The sequence below is a fragment of the Aridibaculum aurantiacum genome, from assembly GCF_017355875.1.
Taxonomy (GTDB): Bacteria; Bacteroidota; Bacteroidia; order Chitinophagales; family Chitinophagaceae; genus Segetibacter; species Segetibacter aurantiacus.
The window spans coordinates 364631-383458 of sequence record NZ_JAFEWC010000002.1 but is presented as its reverse complement, the minus strand read 5'-3'; the positions used below and the strand labels follow the sequence as shown (position 1 = coordinate 383458).

9 protein-coding genes are annotated in these 18828 nt (G+C 44.4%); 1 reads left to right on the top strand and 8 read right to left on the bottom strand.

Annotated elements, in window-relative coordinates:
- The first annotated feature begins 174 nt into the window (after window positions 1-174).
- The gene (locus J4N22_RS13065; RefSeq protein ID WP_242692215.1) at window positions 175-297 is read left to right on the top strand and encodes a 30S ribosomal protein THX; all 123 of its coding nucleotides are present in this window, start codon (window positions 175-177) and stop codon (window positions 295-297) included.
- A 127-nt stretch (window positions 298-424) separates the two neighbouring features.
- On the opposite strand, the gene pdxH is transcribed toward J4N22_RS13065, so the two are convergent.
- The 8 genes from pdxH to J4N22_RS13025 all read right to left on the bottom strand — a co-directional run bounded on the left by pdxH (window position 425) and on the right by J4N22_RS13025 (window position 18812).
- Entirely contained in the window at window positions 425-1063 is a 639-nt protein-coding gene (pdxH, locus tag J4N22_RS13060) for a pyridoxamine 5'-phosphate oxidase (RefSeq protein ID WP_207495249.1), read from the bottom strand.
- 94 nt (window positions 1064-1157) lie between these two features.
- On the bottom strand, window positions 1158-1871 hold the full coding sequence (gene pyrH / locus J4N22_RS13055) for a UMP kinase (protein ID WP_207495247.1): 714 nt from the start codon (window positions 1869-1871) through the stop codon (window positions 1158-1160).
- Window positions 1872-2025: 154 nt separating this feature from the next.
- Entirely contained in the window at window positions 2026-2757 is a 732-nt protein-coding gene (locus J4N22_RS13050) for a DUF2490 domain-containing protein (protein WP_207495245.1), read from the bottom strand.
- Window positions 2758-2805: 48 nt separating this feature from the next.
- Entirely contained in the window at window positions 2806-3606 is an 801-nt protein-coding gene (locus J4N22_RS13045; protein ID WP_207495243.1) for a class I SAM-dependent methyltransferase, read from the bottom strand.
- A 69-nt stretch (window positions 3607-3675) separates the two neighbouring features.
- Window positions 3676-7953 carry a PKD domain-containing protein gene (locus J4N22_RS13040; RefSeq protein ID WP_207495242.1) on the bottom strand — a complete coding sequence of 1426 codons (4278 nt, stop codon included), beginning with the start codon at window positions 7951-7953 and terminating at the stop codon, window positions 3676-3678.
- Between the two features lie 859 nt (window positions 7954-8812).
- Window positions 8813-10810 carry an OmpA family protein gene (locus J4N22_RS13035; protein ID WP_207495240.1) on the bottom strand — a complete coding sequence of 666 codons (1998 nt, stop codon included), beginning with the start codon at window positions 10808-10810 and terminating at the stop codon, window positions 8813-8815.
- 74 nt (window positions 10811-10884) lie between these two features.
- Window positions 10885-11889 (bottom strand): PorP/SprF family type IX secretion system membrane protein, encoded by a 1005-nt coding sequence (locus tag J4N22_RS13030; protein WP_207495238.1) that lies wholly within the window; start codon window positions 11887-11889, stop codon window positions 10885-10887.
- A 44-nt stretch (window positions 11890-11933) separates the two neighbouring features.
- Entirely contained in the window at window positions 11934-18812 is a 6879-nt protein-coding gene (locus J4N22_RS13025; RefSeq protein ID WP_207495236.1) for a PKD domain-containing protein, read from the bottom strand.
- Between the last annotated feature and the right edge of the window lie 16 nt (window positions 18813-18828).

Here is an 18828-nt window from a genome sequence, read left to right as displayed (position 1 = left end):
GAATGAAGCGGTCCTCATGGCCGCTTTTTTTGTTGGCGGCATCCACTGATCTTTCTTTTGAAACGCTGCTAAAAGGTGCCCGAACTCGTTACTGTACTGCCGGCTCAAGCTTTACTTTGTTCCATTCAGCAATATCATGTACGTTTGCAGCCGTCAAACTTTAAAATTTTTATCATGGGAAGAGGAGACAAGAAAACAAAGAAGGGCAAGATCTTCAAAGGATCTTATGGTAAAGCACGCCCTGCACGCGCTACTAAAGCAGCTAAGCCTGCTACTACAGAGCAAAAAGAAGGATAATCCAGTTGATCAGTTGATAGGTTGATCCGTGACCGGCGCCAGCCGTACCTAATTAACTTATCAATCGAGTCAACTGATCAGCAATATCCATTTCTACCTTTTCTACAACCAACGGCAAGTGCCACCTCTACGGCGCCAGCCTTTGTACCAGCCACTCATTTCCTGTTAAGGTAAATACCAGCCTGTCATGCAGGCGGCTACTTCTCCCCTGCCAGAACTCCATTCGCACAGGTCGCACTATAAAACCACCCCAATGCGGCGGACGGGGAATATTACCATCAGCAAACTGTTCTGTATATTTCTGAACGTTCTCTTCTATTACATGACGTCCAGCTATGATTGTGCTCTGTGGCGACGACCAGGCACCTATCCTGCTGCCCTCGGGCCGCGAATGAAAATAAGCATCGCTGTCTGCCTCACTTATTTTTTCAGCTTTGCCTTCTATGATTACCTGCCGCTCCAGCTCACGCCAAAAGAACAGCAACGATACGTTTGGGTTCAATCCTATCTCGGTGCCTTTGCGGCTTTGGTAGTTGGTAAAAAAGATGAAGCCTTCGTTGGTAAAACCTTTTAGCAAAACAATACGCGTAGAAGGATGACCATCGGTGGTGGACGTAGCAAGTGTCATAGCATTTACTTCATCCAGCTTGCTTTCCACCGCCTCATCCCACCAGGTAGAAAATTGTTGAATAGGATCCTTTTGTACATCCTGCTCCATCAGCGACCTGAGCTTGTAATCTTTACGTATGTCTGCTATTGACTTCATCGGCGGGTTTTATGCAAATGTAGAACCTGCAGCGTGTTCGTGCTACTGATCCGTGTCATCATAAAAAAAGCGGCATAAGAGCCGCTTTTAAATATTAGTTGGTCACCAGTGTTCCTACGTCCATGCCTTGCACTACCTGTAGTAGTGTACCCGGTGTATTCATATCAAATACAATGATCGGCAGGTTGTTTTCCTGGCAAAGCGTGAAAGCTGTCATATCCATCACTTTCAAATTCTTGTTGATCACTTCACCAAAGCTGATCTTATCGAAACGCTGTGCAGTAGGATCCTTTTCAGGATCTGCTGTATATATACCATCTACACGTGTACCTTTTAAGATCACATCCGCTTTTATTTCGATTGCCCTTAGCGAACCTGCAGTATCGGTGGTGAAATAAGGATTACCTGTACCGGCACCAAAAATCACTACACGTCCTTTCTCCAGGTGGCGAATGGCGCGGCGACGGATATAAGGCTCTGCTATCTGCTCCATTTTGATGGCGCTCTGCAATCTTGTATATACGCCTATTTTCTCCAGGCCAGCCTGTAGTGCCATTCCATTGATAACAGTAGCAAGCATTCCCATATAATCGCCCTGGGCACGTTCTATACCGGTTTCTGCTTCGTTCATTCCACGGTAGATGTTGCCACCACCAATTACTATGGCTACCTGTACACCTAATTCTATTACTGATTTAATGTCTTGTGCGTACTGAGAGATAACATCTGAATCCAGACCATAATTCTTATCACCCATCAATGATTCACCGCTAAGCTTTAAAAGGATACGTTTGTAGTTAGGAAGCATGTTTGTTTTATTTCGTGTGCAAAGAAAGGAAAAGCAAAGGGTTTTAAAAAAAGGATTGCAGGATACCGGATGCTGGATGCATGATGCTTAATGCTGGATAGAGGATACAAGATATTTGGCTCCTACATACCAAACTTGTGACTTATGATTTTACTTAAAAATTAAAGTAGGTGTTTATAATAAACCCATTGTTATACTGGTATACGTTGCGGTTATTGATCTCCCTGCCTAATTGTACAGTTTGATTAAGGAAACCACCTTCTACCCTGAAGTTGTTGTTGGCTTTATAGCCTATCATCAAGCCTATCCTGTTCTGGTCAAAAACATTCTCGCCAACATTCTTTCCAAAACCAATGAAGATCTCATCATATGCTGCAGCAAACCATTTGTTGCCAATAGGAATATCTACACGCGGCATATAACGGGCACGGTTCAGGTAAATGTATTCATCAGCGCCTTCGCTAGCCATAGAATGCAGCCTGCCCAACCAGCGTTGTTCCAGGCGAAGCCTGTGCATCAGGTTAACCTTACCAACCGGCGAGTTCACCACCAGTTGCTCGTAGATCCTGTGTTCAGGAAATTGTTTGGGCACACCAGACAAGGCATATTCTCCATACGGATAGGTTTCAATCCATGCATAACCAATATGTGCCGTCACCTGCGGGTGGAACTTGTAATTGACTCCTACACGCAACAGGCTTTGCTGCCAATCTTTAATGAAGTTGTCGCGGCGCCATTGATATTCTATATGGCCGCTTACTTTATTGCTGATGGCAGGTGTGATAGTGGTGGAAAACCAGCCTATTTGGTTGTGATCGCTGATCCTGTTTTGTGCATGTATAATGCTTACAGAAAAGAATGCCAGTAGTAAAAGTAATTTTCTCATAGTGGGCGCAAAAATACCACTGGCAGATAAAATGATGCCACTACTTATTTATTCTTTTATGGCTTTGATAGAATACATCATGGGCAGCACTTCTTTACCATGTATACGCCAGTAGCCATCGGCACCTTGCTGCAGGTGTTCAAAACAATTGTAGCAGGAATAAGGGAACTCGTGAAACAGCGTGATCTTCAGCCCATGTTTTAGTAACGCGGTAATAACTTCCGAGAGGGAATGGTTCCAGGAATATTCTTCGTAATGTATAGGAGCATCTTTATCAGCATAAGTACCGGTCTTGGTTTCCACTATTACCTGCGCATTGTGGTAAGGGTACATAAGCGAAGTAAAGTTGTCATCCATCATCCACAACACAGGGTGAAACTCCACCATGTAAAATGTGCCGCCGGGCTTCAGGCAGGCAGCAATCACTTCTGCCCATTTATCCAGGTCGGGCAGCCAGCCTACCACACCGTATGAAGTGAACACTATGTCAAACTGCTGGTTGACATGCGCAGGCACATCGTATACATTACAACAGATAAATTCCGCAGGCACCTGCACTTCTGCCGCCAGTTCCTTGGCAAGCTTAATAGCCTCCTCCGAAAAATCAATTCCTGTAACGGTTGCTCCTTCCCTGGCCCAGCTGAGTGTATCCATTCCAAAATGGCATTGCAAATGAAGCAGCGACTTTCCCTGTACATTTCCCAGCTCTTCCAGCTCAATAGCATTTAATGCAGATTTACCTGCTTTAAATCCATCCACATCATAAAAAGCAGTGTCTTTATGAACCGCTGCTCTTTTATTCCAGGCATCTTTATTTGCTTCAAAATAAGTGGCTGCGTGCTGGCTCATGGCTGCAAGTTTTTAAGGAGTTAGTGTGATTTAAAAAGCGGGTCACATCTATAAGGTTACCCTGTACTTCTATCTAAGAATGGTAACAGAACCTGTGATTGGTTGGTAACCTGGCTGTTTCAGATCAATGATGTAATAGTAGGTACCCACGGCTAAAGGCTGGCCATTAAAGCTTCCATTCCATCCGCTGGTGTAGCCAATCGTCCTGTACACCACACGACCATATCTGTCGTACACTTCCAGTACGCTACCCGGGTAATCAGCAAGATTAGGTATAAGCCATGTATCATTTATGCCATCACCATTGGGCGAAAAAGCATTCGGCACATTTAGTGGTTTTAGCACAGTGATACGTACTGTATCCTCTCCTGTACAATTAACTGCACCTGTAGCCATCAACCTGTAGGTCTGGCTTTCTACGGCAGTGAAAACCGGACGCAACACGTTTGCATTGTTTAGGTAAGTAGCAGGTGTCCACCTAAAGGATAAAGAGGTATCATTTACAAATGGATGAAGCTGGTAAGTGGAGCCTTGCGGGATAAATACGTTAACGCCTGCATCTACACGTGGCTGCACATTTACCAAAATAGCTTGAGTGGTATCGGCCATACAACCTTCAGGTGTGCTAACCATAAGACGAACAGTGTAATTACCCGGCAGAGCATATGCCTTTTCAGGATTGGCCGCAGTGCTCATTGTACCATCCCCAAACCGCCATACATAGCTGCTGATAGTGCTATTAGGCGCAGAGCTTAGATCCGTAAAAGTGGTTGCTTCGCCCTGGCAAACGGATGAAGTAGATACTTCAAAATCAGCTACCGGTCGTCTGTAAAACGAATTGAAAGTTTTTACGGTGTCGTTGGTACATCCGGCTGCAGAGGTAGCAATAAGCATGATATTGTAGCTGGCGCTATCTTCATAAACATGCGATCCATTGAATGTAGTGGCGCTGTTACCATCTCCATAATTCCATGTAAAGCTGAGTTCGGAAAGGGTGCCGTTAGGTAGTGTAGTGAGGTTATTAAATTGTAATGAACCACCCGGCAGACAAACCGATTGAGGCATAGCAAAATCAACAGCAGGTAAAGCATGTACACGCACAACCTTTGTTGCCGGTGCACTACTACATCCTGCATCACTGGTTACTACCAGCTGCACATTATAGTTGCCGTAATTGTCATACAACTTCCTGAACGGTGGACGATCAGTACCCGTTGTACCATCACCAAACGTCCATGCATACGATGCGATAGAGCCTGTAGGTATGGAAGAATTGTCGGTAAAACTGGTGGAGTCGCCAACGCAAATACTGGAGAAAGTAAAATCAGCAACAGGCTGTGGTAAAACAGTAATAGTTGTTATTGCTGAATCTTTACATCCGCCAACGCTTGTAAAAACATATTTGATCTCGTGCTGGCCTACACCTGCCTGTGCCGCGGTGAACACACCCGCTGCCGTTGTTCCATTACCTGAATAAACACCACCGCCTTGTACATTAGAAACGGATGATTGCAGCGTGAAAGCCGGCTCACTAAAACATACGGTTTGTGCCGGCGCAGGTGTCACTACCGGTACAGCATGAAGCGTAATGTCTTTGGCCTTTTCACTTATACATCCTCCCCTTGAATACACCACAACCTTAATGGTAACACCAACCGTAGCCGGGGCAGTAAATGAAGGATATAAATGCGGGTAAAGGGCATTGGCTGCCGGGTTATCAATTTGTGTAAATACAGCAGGCTGGTTTACCGCATCCCAGTAAATGTCCATCCTGTAGATAGAATCTGCAGTTACATTCATCTGGTTTCGCAGTTGTACCTGGTTACGCACACACAATGCATTTTCATTTACAATGGCATAATTGATGGCAGGTGAAAAACCGCCGGTAGTAAAAGGCATTGCCAAAGTATTGGTACATCCATTGGCAGTAGTTACTGTAAGCGAAACATTATACGTTCCGTAGGCAGTATACTTATGCAGCGGGTTGCGTGCAGTATCAGTAGTAGGGTTAGCAGGCGTAGCGTTCTGATCTCCAAAATTCCACAGGTAAGTAAGTGCCTGGCCATCTGGAACCGTACTGGTATTTATGAACTGGGCCATGCTATCGGGAAGACAGCCTGTAGGTACGGTAAATGAAGGAGTGGGCTTTGCAAAAATTGTTACTGCCTTTTGTGTTGTATCGCCTGTACAGCTTCCTGCACGGGCAGCATGTTTTACTATATACGTACCGGGCGCATTGTACTGCTGGCTCTGTGGTGCATTGGTAGGTGCATTTACCTGTACCCCATTACCAAAATCCCAGTACCAGCTATGGATAGCGTTTCCACTATACGACGAGGTATCGGTGAAGTTGACGGTTCCTCCTTCGCAGGCATTTGCAGGACTGAAACCAAAAGTAGCCGTAGGCGGCGGACTAGTAACTACTGCCTTAATTGTATCGCCAATACAGCCATTATCTGCTATCACCCGCAGCCGCACATTGCTGCTGCCAATATTGGGAAATAGAAAAGCAACATTCTTCACACTGTCTACACTGCCATCAGGGAATGTCCAACGGTAGCGGTTAACAGAGAATCCTGTTCCAATGAAACTCCCAGATAAGTAAGCGGAGTCCAATCTGCAGCCGGTATAGGAGGTTGTAAAATCAGCACGAGGAGGTGGATTGACAGTAAGGCTATAGGTGATCTCTGTGGTGTTGTCGCAGTTATCTACTTCAGGAGAAGTAATGGAAATAGGAATGTTGAATGTGCCGGTTTGGTTAATCAGGTATTCTCCCGGCAGGCGGTATTCATAGAATTTTCTTGATCCAACCAATGATGAATCAAAAGGAACAGGATTATTTACTGTTACATCCTGGTTGGGCTGCATGGCACCAACCTGGCTAAGCCTCCACACCATCTGGATTGGTTTGTACGAAAGCTTAATGGTGAAATTAAAAGGAGTATTGGTACAGGCACTAGTACTACTTCCAATAGTACTAAGCGTATTGGTAACTGATGGCAGAGCATCCAAATTATTAACCAGGGTACCCGCGTTGTAACCATAACTTTCTACGTTTCCAAAACCATAAGTAATAGCAGTAAAAGCAGAGTCACTTTGTATAGTATGCGGACTATTGGTAGGAAGTAATTTTATAGCAACACGGTAATCCGGGTTTTGCGGATGGTTCTTTACAACATCAAATGCATTGCTGCCATTAACTGTAAGTGAATTAAAACCCAGCTGGTGAATGATCACGCTTACATATACATTGGTGATACTTTGGTTACTGGTTGCATAAAATCGCGCCCTGTTAATGGCTTGTTCCAACGGGCTCAAGAAGAACATTTCAGGATCACCATTACCTGTATACGACGCACAACTCTGCATGGATGGAACATACTGGCCAACCAGGACAGGTCTATCTGCTTCTATATAATCACCTGATGTTCCAGAGAACTCGTAATAGAAATTGCGCTGCAGGTTCGTCAACCTTGTCCCGTTCCTGTAAACAACCGTATTGGGATCGCGAACAGCCACACGGTACCAGTTGGTATTAGGTGAATTGATATTAGCTGTGCTAATGGTGTTGTAGGTGAGATATCTAGTTCCCCACGCACTTGCAGGAAATATTTGCTGTTGCATAAACTCGCCGCTGCTACCGCAAATGATCATCCGGCTGGCACCTGAGAAAACGCCGATGGGATGACACTTACCATCGGAACCCGCAATAGATCTTATTTTACTTCCTGTCAGGTCCTGCCCCACAAGGCTGTTAGATTGGCCAAATACATTATACACCTGGCCACGTTGCAGGTTTACTACAAAAGGGACATTAGCTGCCCTTCCACCTTGTGTAACCACCGATGGAGTGATCTCAACACGTGTATTGTTTTCGCTGGCAACTACAAAAAACCAAGAATAGGAAGGATTGGAATTACTCTCCTGGTGATAGTTGAGTGAGTAGTAGGTATATCCAAAAGTTTCTACCGGCATGAGCATAGTGGCTCCCGATGAGTTAGCACCATACTGGTGTGCATACGCTACTATGGGTACATTACTGGAAATATGAATTCCCCTGTTACTTTCTCCTTCTGTTTGAATACGGGCATCGTTAGGTCCATTCTTAGGTATCTCTATGCTTTGTCTTACCGTATTAGCGGGTATATTATAGGTTTGAGAAAAGCCTGTTCCATTTACCGAAACTGTAACGGTGGCTGCCTGCTCCGTGCTTAGGTACAGCACCAGTTGCTGCCCATTGCCATGATGGAATAAATTGTTATGACCATAGGCCAACCAGAACTCACGGCCGCGATTGCTCAGGTTCTGCGCCTGCAGCCCTAAAGATCCGGCTACCAACAAAATCATTAAAAGAAAAGATTTACACCCCATACAATTGGAAGATATTAAAGCACACAAGCAATTAGGTGGTTGTCCAGAATATCGGTGTGGCTAATCATTATATATGATCCGGCCCTGCTTCGTCCAGTTAATACCAGGTAAAAAAGCAGGCTTTAAAAATACGTCTTAATGCATTTGTAGCCGCACCACATATGTAAATGAGGTGGCGAGCCGGTAAATCGGTTGAATTGCGCCAGTAAAAGATGCCGTTTCAGAGGATGGCGTTGCCCCGCAGAAGGAATAGCGCAGGGTAAGGTTGGTATGGCGGGATGAATTAAAAGTTTATATCAGTAACACGTATCAAATTTGTAGTATATGCAGCATTTCGTTGGGCTCCGCCCAACGCTGTTTGTAGAAGGAATATGTGATTGAAAATTATTTGGCGTAGCCCAATCCTGTTTCGCAAAGTTTATAAGCGTCAATGGGTTGAGCTATGCTCAACAATCAACCTCAACATCCATTCTACAAACAGGGATGCTATGCGCATCTGGATGTAATACACCAACAAAAACATTTCAAAATGTAGCTGCTCGTTGGGCATCGCCCAACACTGTTTGTATAAGGAAATGTGGTAGAGAATTACTGGGCGTAGCCCAATCCTGTTTCACAATGTTTAGATGCATCTGAGGGTTGAGCGATGCTCAACAACCGCATCATTTTAATTTTTCTACAAACGGGGATGCGCTATGCGCATCTGGATGCAAATCTTCTTGCGCATGGAAAACTTTCAATTGCATCACACCCCGCCTCTGCTCCACCAAAAATGCATAGAATCAAAAAGAGCTTCACAAACGGAAGCTCTTTTCTATAATGGGAGAATGTCAACTTAATAATGAAGAACTTTGAATTCGACTCTCCTGTTCTTCGCCCTGCCTTCAGGATTGTCTTTTCCACTAGCCGTTTTATTTGGCGCTACCGGCATTGTTTCACCATAACCTTTAGCACGCAGTCTGCCTTCTTCTATACCTTGAGTCACCAGGTATTCAACCACAGATTTCGCTCTTAGCTCAGACAATTGCATGTTGTAACTATCATCACCTAGACCATCCGTGTGTGCACCAATCTCAACTTCAGCCTTAGGATATTCTTTCAGAAGGGCTACCAGCTCGTTTAGCTTAGGATATGAAGTTGGCAGCAATTTGTACCTGTCAAACTCAAAGAAGATATTGTTCATCAGTACCGGCTTCTCTACTTCGTAAGGAACCACAGGTTCTGGTTTTACCAGGCAAACAGTCGGGTTAACTAACGTATTCACCTCATCATTTGCAGGCGCATTGAAGTGAATGCTTTTAGGAGCAGTGAAACCTTCGGCAGATGCAGTTAGTTGCAAAGGCTGGTATTCATCCAATGTTAGTTCATATTTACCAGTAGTACCAGTTGTAAGCGTTACAACTTGCTGGTTATTGATACTGTCAAGAATTCTCACTGAAGCACCTGCTACAGGTTCGCCGGTTTTACAATCAACCACCAAACCAAAAATCGTTTTCTTAAAGCGCTTTTTGTTCAGGGTGAACATTTCTAAACAACAAACAGAAGAACGATCTGAGCTGAAGTAGATATTATCAAGCACATATTTATCCCCGGTACTAACTACATAAATGTCATCTTTTACAGAGTTAACAGGATAGCCAAGATTAACTGGTGTAGCAAAAGAACCTACTGTTCCTTTTGCCTGGTAGAAATCAAATCCACCCATACCTACTCTTCCTTTGCTCGAAAAGATCAAAGAGCCAGAGCCAGGATGATAATAAGGAGCTTGCTCATCATCTTCAGTGTTGATGGCATCACCTAAATTAGTTGATACACCACTACCTTCTACAGGAGTAACATAAAGATCGAACTTGCCTTTACCACCAGGCTTGTTGCTTGCATAGAAAAGGTATTTACCATCAGCAGAAACAAAAGGTTGTTGCGAGCTATAACCTTCTACGTTCACATCACCTTTCAATGGTGTTGGTTCACTCCATGTGTCTCCAGTTTTAGTACTGGTAAATATTGAAGCAGTGTTACGGCCATTCAAACCAGTCCAGCGAGTAAGGTACATGGTGTTGCCATCAGGCGTAAAAGTAGCTACACCCTGGTGCACATCTAATGCCTGTGGTACTTCTACTTTAGTAGCCGCAAAGGTTACACCTGTTCCTGCTGTTCCTTTGTAAAGGCGGTTAAGGTGAGGAGTGTTCTTAGTTGCTTTCTCGTCTGCTCTTGTAGAAGTGAAAACAAGCGTCGAATTGTTCATCAATGATGGAGCATAATCGGCACCATTGGTATATGCATCTGCAGATATTTTCTGCACCGTGTATACACTTGTATCTTTTCTCAGTTCTTTCTGTATAAACTGCAGGTTAGCTATCTCTTTTCGGGCATCAGCTGCCTGTTCATCAGTGGATGTAAATTCTTGTAAAAACTGTGTAAGTGCAGCTTCCGCTTCAGCAAACCTGGAATTGTAGCGAAGGCTTTTACCATACCAGTAGCGGGCTAATGGAAAAGCAGCAGGCGCCAGGTCAGCAGCTTCTTTATAATAAGGCTCAGCTTTCAGGTAGTTATTTACCATCCTATAGCTTTCAGCTGTCTTATACAATACCTGTTCGCGGTTGCTAGCAGTATTGGTCTGCGCCTCTTTTTTTAGAGACTCAATTTTATAAGGATCTACTTTATCCAGCTTGCTTGGTTTTTGGCCAAGCGCTCTTTCATAATACTGTGCTGCAGAAAAATAGTCACCTTTTTTATAGTAGTCGTCTGCTGCTTTTAAATAATTATAAGCAAACTGTGCATCCAATGCCTGTACCAGCATAAAGCATCCGGCAAACAACAAGGCTTTCTTCATACGAGGGTTAATATATTTTTTCATCGATAATACTAGAATGTGTCTCCACGACGTGTTGGTTAAAACTGGAACAATTACAGCCTTGGACAGATGAAGTTTTGTTCTGGTGTACTAACTGATCTTCTGCCAATAAATGATAAAGAGATCTCGAAGCTGCTGGCAGACCTTGCTATCTTTCCCAGGTCTGAAGTAGTGATGTCGTAGCTAACACCTAAAACCATGTTCTTGTGGTAAAAACCAACATAAGGAGAGATGGCATCATTCAAACGCATATTGGCTCCTAACAAAAGCTCTGTATTTTCAGTAGCACGAAGTTGTGCATACGCACCTACCATTTTTTCTTCTGCAGTTCCCTGGCGTGCGTACATTACATTGGGTGTAATGCTTAGCACATCCGATACCAATAGGCGAACACCTGCGTGACCTGTAAAACGCATTGGCAGCTTTTCTTTTGCTGACTGTACAAATGCATCTTCAGGCTGGTTAAGATGTGCCACAGAAAATCCACCATAAAAGTTTGCCTTCTTACCCGGCTGTGCATCGTAGTACAACACACCTGCACCAATGTCTAACACCATAGATTGGTTGATGGTAGGAATATCCATAGTTGGATTTGAAGGATTGTAACCTGTAGTTGGATTGTACTGGTCACCAAAGGTGAACTTAGAACGATCGAAGCGCCTGTTGATCAAACCTGCCTGCATACCGAATACTACGCGTTGATTGCCATTTGCACCAAAACGAACACCAGTATATGCTAATGATCCGTACGCAGTAAGGTAGCGGTAACCGCCATTTCCCGCTGTTTGATTCAAAGCACTTACACCATAGTTCAGGTTCTTATTTCCAGCGAAATCTACTGATATACCCGGTGTGCTAAAAGGAGCTGATACATTTCCCCACTGGTTCCTGTAAATGCCCGAAATACGGTAGTCGCCATCGAAAGCACCTGTTAATGCAGGATTGAGCCACGAAGGATAAACATAATACTGGGTGAAATGTGGATCGATCTGCGCTACTAAACCTTTACACACAGTTAGCAAGAGCAATGACAGCGAAAGACGGTAAAAATATTTCATGGTGTTCTAGTTGTAATATTAAAAACTTGTACTCTTCAATTTCTTTATTTCAATATGGTCACCGAACCAGTTACCTGGTTGAAACCATTCTTCAACTCGATGATGTAATAGTAAACGCCTACAGGAAGAGGAGAACCGTTGAAGGTTCCATTCCATCCTTTGTCGTAACCAATAGTCCTGTACACACTCTGGCCATACCTGTTGAATACCTCTACGGTACTTCCCGGGTAATCTCTCAGGTTAGGGATTTCCCATGTGTCGTTGATGCCATCGCCATTTGGAGAGAACGCATTTGGAATACGCAGTGGCAGCAGTGATTTTACATACAATGTATCGCTAGCCGTACACTGACCCTGGCCTGTAGCAGTAAGCGCATACACCTGGTCACGCTCAACAACCAATGAAGGTGAAAGTATGGTTGGATCACTTAATCCTGAAGCTGGTGGTAGCGTATTAGAAGATGTAGTCCATAGGTAGGTAAGGTTAGTAGAGTCTTTTACAAAAGGAGCAAAAGTGACCACTGTACCTTGCGCTACCACGAATGACGGACCTGCATCAATCACCGGCTGCAGGTATACCCTCACTGTACGTGTAGTATCAGATTGACATCCCTGCGCATTCATCACAGTCAGCTTCACAGTATAATTACCTGGAAGCGGGTAGTTCTTCACAGGGTTTCTTAGTTGCGATGTAGAACCATCACCAAACGACCATCTCCATGATTGTACAGTGCTGCCTTGTGCAGTACTTAGATCAGTGAATGAACTAGGTGTTCCCTGGCAAAGAGTATCAGGTGTAACAGCAAAGTCTGCAACCGGCTTCTGAAGGAAAGCAGGAAGCGTCTTCACTACCTGGCCTATACAACCACCGGCGGTTGTTACTTCCAGTGTTACCTGGTGTGGACCAGGAGTAGAATATGAATGAACAGGATTTCTTTCAGTTGATGTATTGCCATCACCAAAATTCCAACTAGAGGTGAATGCACCACCACCAACTACTGATGTTTGGTTCATAAACTGAACCGTAGCCCGGCCATTGGTCATACACATTGCTTCTGGTAACTGGAAGTTGACAGTAGGCAATGGACTCACCACTACCACTATTCTTGAAGTATCACTTGTACATCCTGCACTGCTTGTTTGTGTTACAAAATAGCTGGTACTTCCTGGTGAAGCAGTAGTTGGTGTAGGAGCAGTATTACTTCCATTGGTTAATGCAGCATTGTTATACCATGTAAGCGTATTGCCTGCTGCTGCGGTAGCGTTCAATGGTGTTGCAGTTGCATCCTGGCAGTAAGCAACCGGGCGTGTAACCGCAGGCTTAGCCGGAACAGGATTAACAGTTACCGTTACAGTTACCGCGTCAGCTGTACAACCATTAGAAGTTCCGTTTACAGTATAAGTAGTGGTTGCTGTTGGTTTAGCCATCACTGTACTGCCGGTAGTATTGCTAAGTCCTGTAGCTGGTGACCATGTGTACGTAGTGGCGCCTGTAACTGTAAGAGCAGTAGAGTCTCCTCCGCATATTGCAGTGTTTGCACTTACAGTCAATACAGGTTTTGGATTTACAGTAATAGTAACCGGTGTAAAACCAGTAGTTCGCGAACAGGTGTTGTTGTCAGTAATGCTGCTGATAACTACCTGGTAAGATCCTGCAGCACTATTGGCAGGTATCACACTAATAGTTGCAGCATTATTATTAGGTACAGTTTGCGTAACTGTATTGGAATAACCAGCAGGACCTGTAACTGTTAGTTGAACGGTATAAGGTGCTGCACCTGTATTAGCAGTAAATGTTACAGAACCTTCGTCATACACACAAATAGATGCAGGACCAGTGATAGCACCATTAGGTAAAGGATTAACCGTTACAGTTATCACATTAGACATTGCATTACAAGTAGCATTGCTTACCTGCCTGCGGAAATGTGTAGTAGCGGTAAGAACCGGCGGCTGGTAATCTTCTGCAACAGCGCCAGCAATGTTATTGAACGTAACGTTATCCAGGGATTGTTGCCACTGGTAATTTACAGCAGCAGTACCTGCTGATGCAGCATCTCCATCTAAAACAGAAGGTGCTACATTGGCACAAACAACCTGGCTACCGTTGATACCTGTACCGGTAAATGGTGCAAGTACTGTAATGGTAACTACGTTTGATGTGCTGGAACAAAGACCACTTGTGATCGACCTCCTGTACATTGTAGTAGTGGTCAGTGTCCCCGGGCTATACGATGCTGCAGTAGCTGAAGTAATGCTAGTCCATGTAGTACCACCATCTACTGATTGCTCCCACACATAAGTATAAGTTCCTGTTCCACCTGCTACTGTAGCAGTACCATTTAGAGCAGCTGCAGCACCGGCAGAACATAATGTTTGATCTGCACCAATATTGTTTCCTGTAATAGATGGCTGAACAGTTACAGTGATAGTAGCTGTATCGCTTACGCAGCTTGCCGCGTTGGTTTGTGTTACGTAATAATTAGATGTACCACCTACTGCCGTAGAAGGCGTAGGAGCAGTTGTTGTACCGTTGGTTAATGCAGCATTGTTGTACCAGGTAAGTGTATTACCTGCAGCAGCTGTTGCACTTAGTGCGGTAGCTACATCATTCTGGCAATAAGCCACAGGTGTAGTTACTGTAGGTTTTGCTGGAACAGGATTAACTGTTACAGTTACACTTACCGGGTCAGCGGCACAGCCATTTGCTGTTCCAGTTACTGTATAAGTAGTTGTGGCAGTTGGTGTTGCTATCACCTGGTTTCCTGTTGAGGCGTTTAGTCCAGTGGCTGGCGACCAGCTATAGTCAGTTGCACCACTTGCTTGTAAAGTAGTAGATGTGCCTGCACAAACTGCTACATCAGCAGTTACAGTAAGCACTGGCTTAGGATGCACTGTGATGTTTACAGGAGCAAAACCTGTAGTACGAGCACAACCATTTACATCTTGTAAACTGCTGATGGCAACTGTATAATTGCCTGCTGCACTGTTGGCTGCTAATACATTTATAGTAGCAGGACCAGCATTATTCACAGTTTCTGTTATGGTGCTGCTAGCGCCTCCGGGAGCAGTGATAGTTAATTGAACAGTGAACGGTGCAGTGCCTGCAGATGCATTAAATGTAACTGCGGCAGCATCATAAGCACATATAGCTGCAGGACCTGTGATGGCTCCGTTTGCTATTGGAGTTACTGTTATTTCTACCACAGAAGAAGTAGCAGTACATACACTGTTGCTAACTTGCCTGCGGTAATAGGTTGTTGTGGTCAAGCTGCCTGGTTGGTAATCTTCACCAGTAGCACCGGCAATATTTGTCCATGTGGTACCGTCAGTAGAAACCTGCCATTGGTAAGCAATGGTTCCACCACCTTGTGCGGTCTGACCATTGAGCAATGACGGAGCACTTCCTTCACATATCGTTTGACTTGCAGCAATATCAGCATTGGTGAAGCCTTGTACCACTGTAACAGTAACAACATTTGATGTGCTGGTACAAAGGCCGCTGGTGATTATTCTTCTAAATCTTACTTCACCATTAACTGCACCAGGGAAATATGCTTCAGTCGTTGCACCAGGTATATTTGTCCAGGTAGCACCATTGTCTGTTGATTGTTGCCACTGGTAATTCAAAGTTCCGTTTCCACCTCCTACAGTTGTAGTTGAGCGAAGTGTATCAGCCGAAGCGCCACTCGAACATAATGTTTGATCAGCACCTATTGTATTACCTGTTATACCCGGGCTAACTACTATTTCTATAGTAGCTGTATCACTTGTACAGCCTTCTGTATTGGTTTGAGTAACATAGTAAGTAGTAGAACCTGCCGTAGCCGTAGAAGGCGTAGGTGCGGTAGGACTACCATTACCAAGCGCTGCATTATTATACCAGATGAAAGTACTTCCTGCATCACCGGTAGCAGTTAATGCCGTAGCAGTAGCATTCTGGCAATAATTTACCGGCGAGGAAACAACTGGTTTAGCAGGCAGCGGATTAACAATTATTGTTCGGCGAGCAGTATCTGTACAGCCACCATCTGAAACAAAGATCCACCTGATTTCATGAGGGCCTGCACCTGCAACAGCAGGATTGAAGTTTCCTAATGTATCTGTACCTGCCCCAAAATATTTACCTCTTCCAGGAACACCATTGGTAACAGAAGCAGTGGCAACTGATATAACTCCACTATTTATACAAACAGGATTCAGTGCAGGATATGTAGTCGTAGGCTGCACATTCATTGATATCAATGCTGCAGTATCTCCGGCACAACCACTTGCAGTAACTACACTAAGCGTAACTGTGTAGTTGCCAAAAGCTGAGTAAGTATGTGTTGGATTTTGAGCAGTAGAAGTATTAGGATTACTAGCAGTAGCATTTGGATCACCAAAATTCCATAGGTAAGAAACGATTGGTTGCCCACCTACATCGGTAGCATCGGCGGTGAACTGTGCAATTCCTGATGATGGTAAACAACCGGTAGGATAAGTAAATCCAAGTACAGCACCAGGATGAACTGGAACAATTTTCTCAACCGTATCACTCACACAAAGTGCTGACACTTTTACCATATGCTTTACCACGTATTGGTCTGGTGTTGTATAGGTAACAGTTTGTGCATTACCATTGGTAGCATTTACAGTTGTTCCATTTCCAAAATCCCAATGCCATCCATTGATACCCGTTGGACCTGTATAGGTTGATGTTCCATTAAAGGTAATGGCCTGCCCTAAACAAACAGCTGGTGGGTTAGCTGTAAAATCAGCTGTAGGTTTTGCCACAACATTAAAGTTGATACTAGTATCAGCAGCACAACCTTGCGTGGTGGCAATAGTAAGTTTGGCCGTGTGCGCACCCGGTGCAAACAAATGTTTTGGATTACGAACACTATCTATCACTGCTCCATTGTCAAACGACCAGTCCCAATATCCAAGGGTATAGCCGTTAGCCGAGGAGGCAGGTCCATTAAAATAAGCCGTATCCAGTTCGCAGCGGGTAGTGTGGTTTATACTAAAGTTGACGTATGGCTTTGGCTTTACATCTATTGAAATATATAAGTCTTCTTTATTATTACACTGGTCAAGGGTAAGACTGGTAGCCTCCACTTTTATATCGTGCATACCAACCTGGCTAAATGTATAAGTACCGGGCAAAGTATACTTGTGGTACACAATACCATCTACGGTAACAGGACCTTCATAATAAGTAGATGCGGGATTCATGGTCACATCCTGGCAAGGCGCCACCACGTTACACATGCTGGCAAGGTTCCACTTCAATGTCAATGGTTGGTAACGCATCAACACCGAAAGTTTCGATGGCGTATTGACACATGTATACAAGTGCCTGTTGTTACCACCATTACTGGTATCAGGTATATTGCTGATGTTGGAGATCGCGTTTAGGTTATTGAAATAAGCACCTGCACTGTATGCGTAACTTTCTACACTACCCAATCCATAAGTAATGGCATTGAACGCCGAATCACATTTCACAATTACCTGGGCTTTGGCCGCGTTCCACCTTTTGGTCACTACAGAGTATCCGGCCAATCTCGGATGAGGCACTACCTGGTCAAACGCATTAGAATTATCTATGCGTAAACTAGGTACCCCAGCTGATTTTACTATAAGTGTCAGGTAATTTACACTAATGCCTTCCTTTGTATTTCTATAAAACCCTACTTGTTTAATTCCCTGTTCTAGTGGACTGATAGCCACTTTAGCCGGATCACCTATACTGCCTGGCATACAACCACCGCCAGTCATAAACTGAACAATGGTGATGGGCTTTGTTGATTCAATGTACTCAAAACCGTTGCTTTCAAACTGGTAGACAGCTGTATTTTGACCAACAGCAACTACGGTTTGTCCATTTCTTTTTACCTCAGTCTGGCCTACATCTTTAATAGCAATCTTATAGGTAGCTGTGGCATATGAACTTACCCCTGCGCCACTTGAGAATGGTGCTAACAGGTAGCGCCTGCCCCATGCATGCTGCGGGTACATCTGGTAGTTGTCGTTATCGCCACCACCGCTGCCACAAGAAGCAGGGTTAGAAGTACGGCTGCTTCCAGAGAAAACAGCTATGGGGAAACATTCACCACCTGGCTGTGCAAACGAACGTACACGCGTACCGGTAAGCTCCAAACCTGTACTGGATGTTCCACCATTACCATTTGCGTCCGATCCATCATTCGCACCTATTACCTGGTACATCTGCCCCTTCATAAGCGTTACCAGCGTAGGCTGACCAGGACGTAAACCTGTTTTATCCTGTGCTCTTGTTTTCACTGAAGGAGTTATTTCTACCACTGTGTTATCGCGTGATGCAATTATGTACATCCAATTGTAGCAGTTAGAAGCGTAGCTCTGCTTGCTGTTGATAGATACATAGTCATATCCCCATGCTTCTACAGGAATGAGTGTAGTAGCACCTGATGATGCTGAACCATAGATATGTGCATAGGCTACAATTGGAACATCACTTTGGATTCTGATACCCTTTTTCCGGAAAAGTCCCGCTCCGCCGGTACCTGAAGGTGGAGGGTCTGTATACAATCTTGCATCATATTGCTGCCCGGTTGCTCCCTTGGGTATTGGTCCCCTGGCACCTGCAGCATTTGAGAATGTATTTGCATTCACATCTTCTATGGAGATAACTGTATATGCCGGAATATTGTAGGTACGTCTCCACCAATTAGCCGGAAACAGACCACTGCTGTCGATTGTAACGGTAACAGTAGCAGGTTGTTCTTCAGCACTTAGGTAGATGGTCATCTCCTGGGTGTTGGTGCCAGTTTCCATAAACTGGTGGTGGCCATACCCTACCCAGAATTCTTTTCCCTTGTTGGAAATACCTTGGCTAAAACCTGCTATTCCTAAGAATAGCAGGCCAATTAACGTAAATATCCTAGAAGTCACTCTCATAGTATAGTATGTGTGC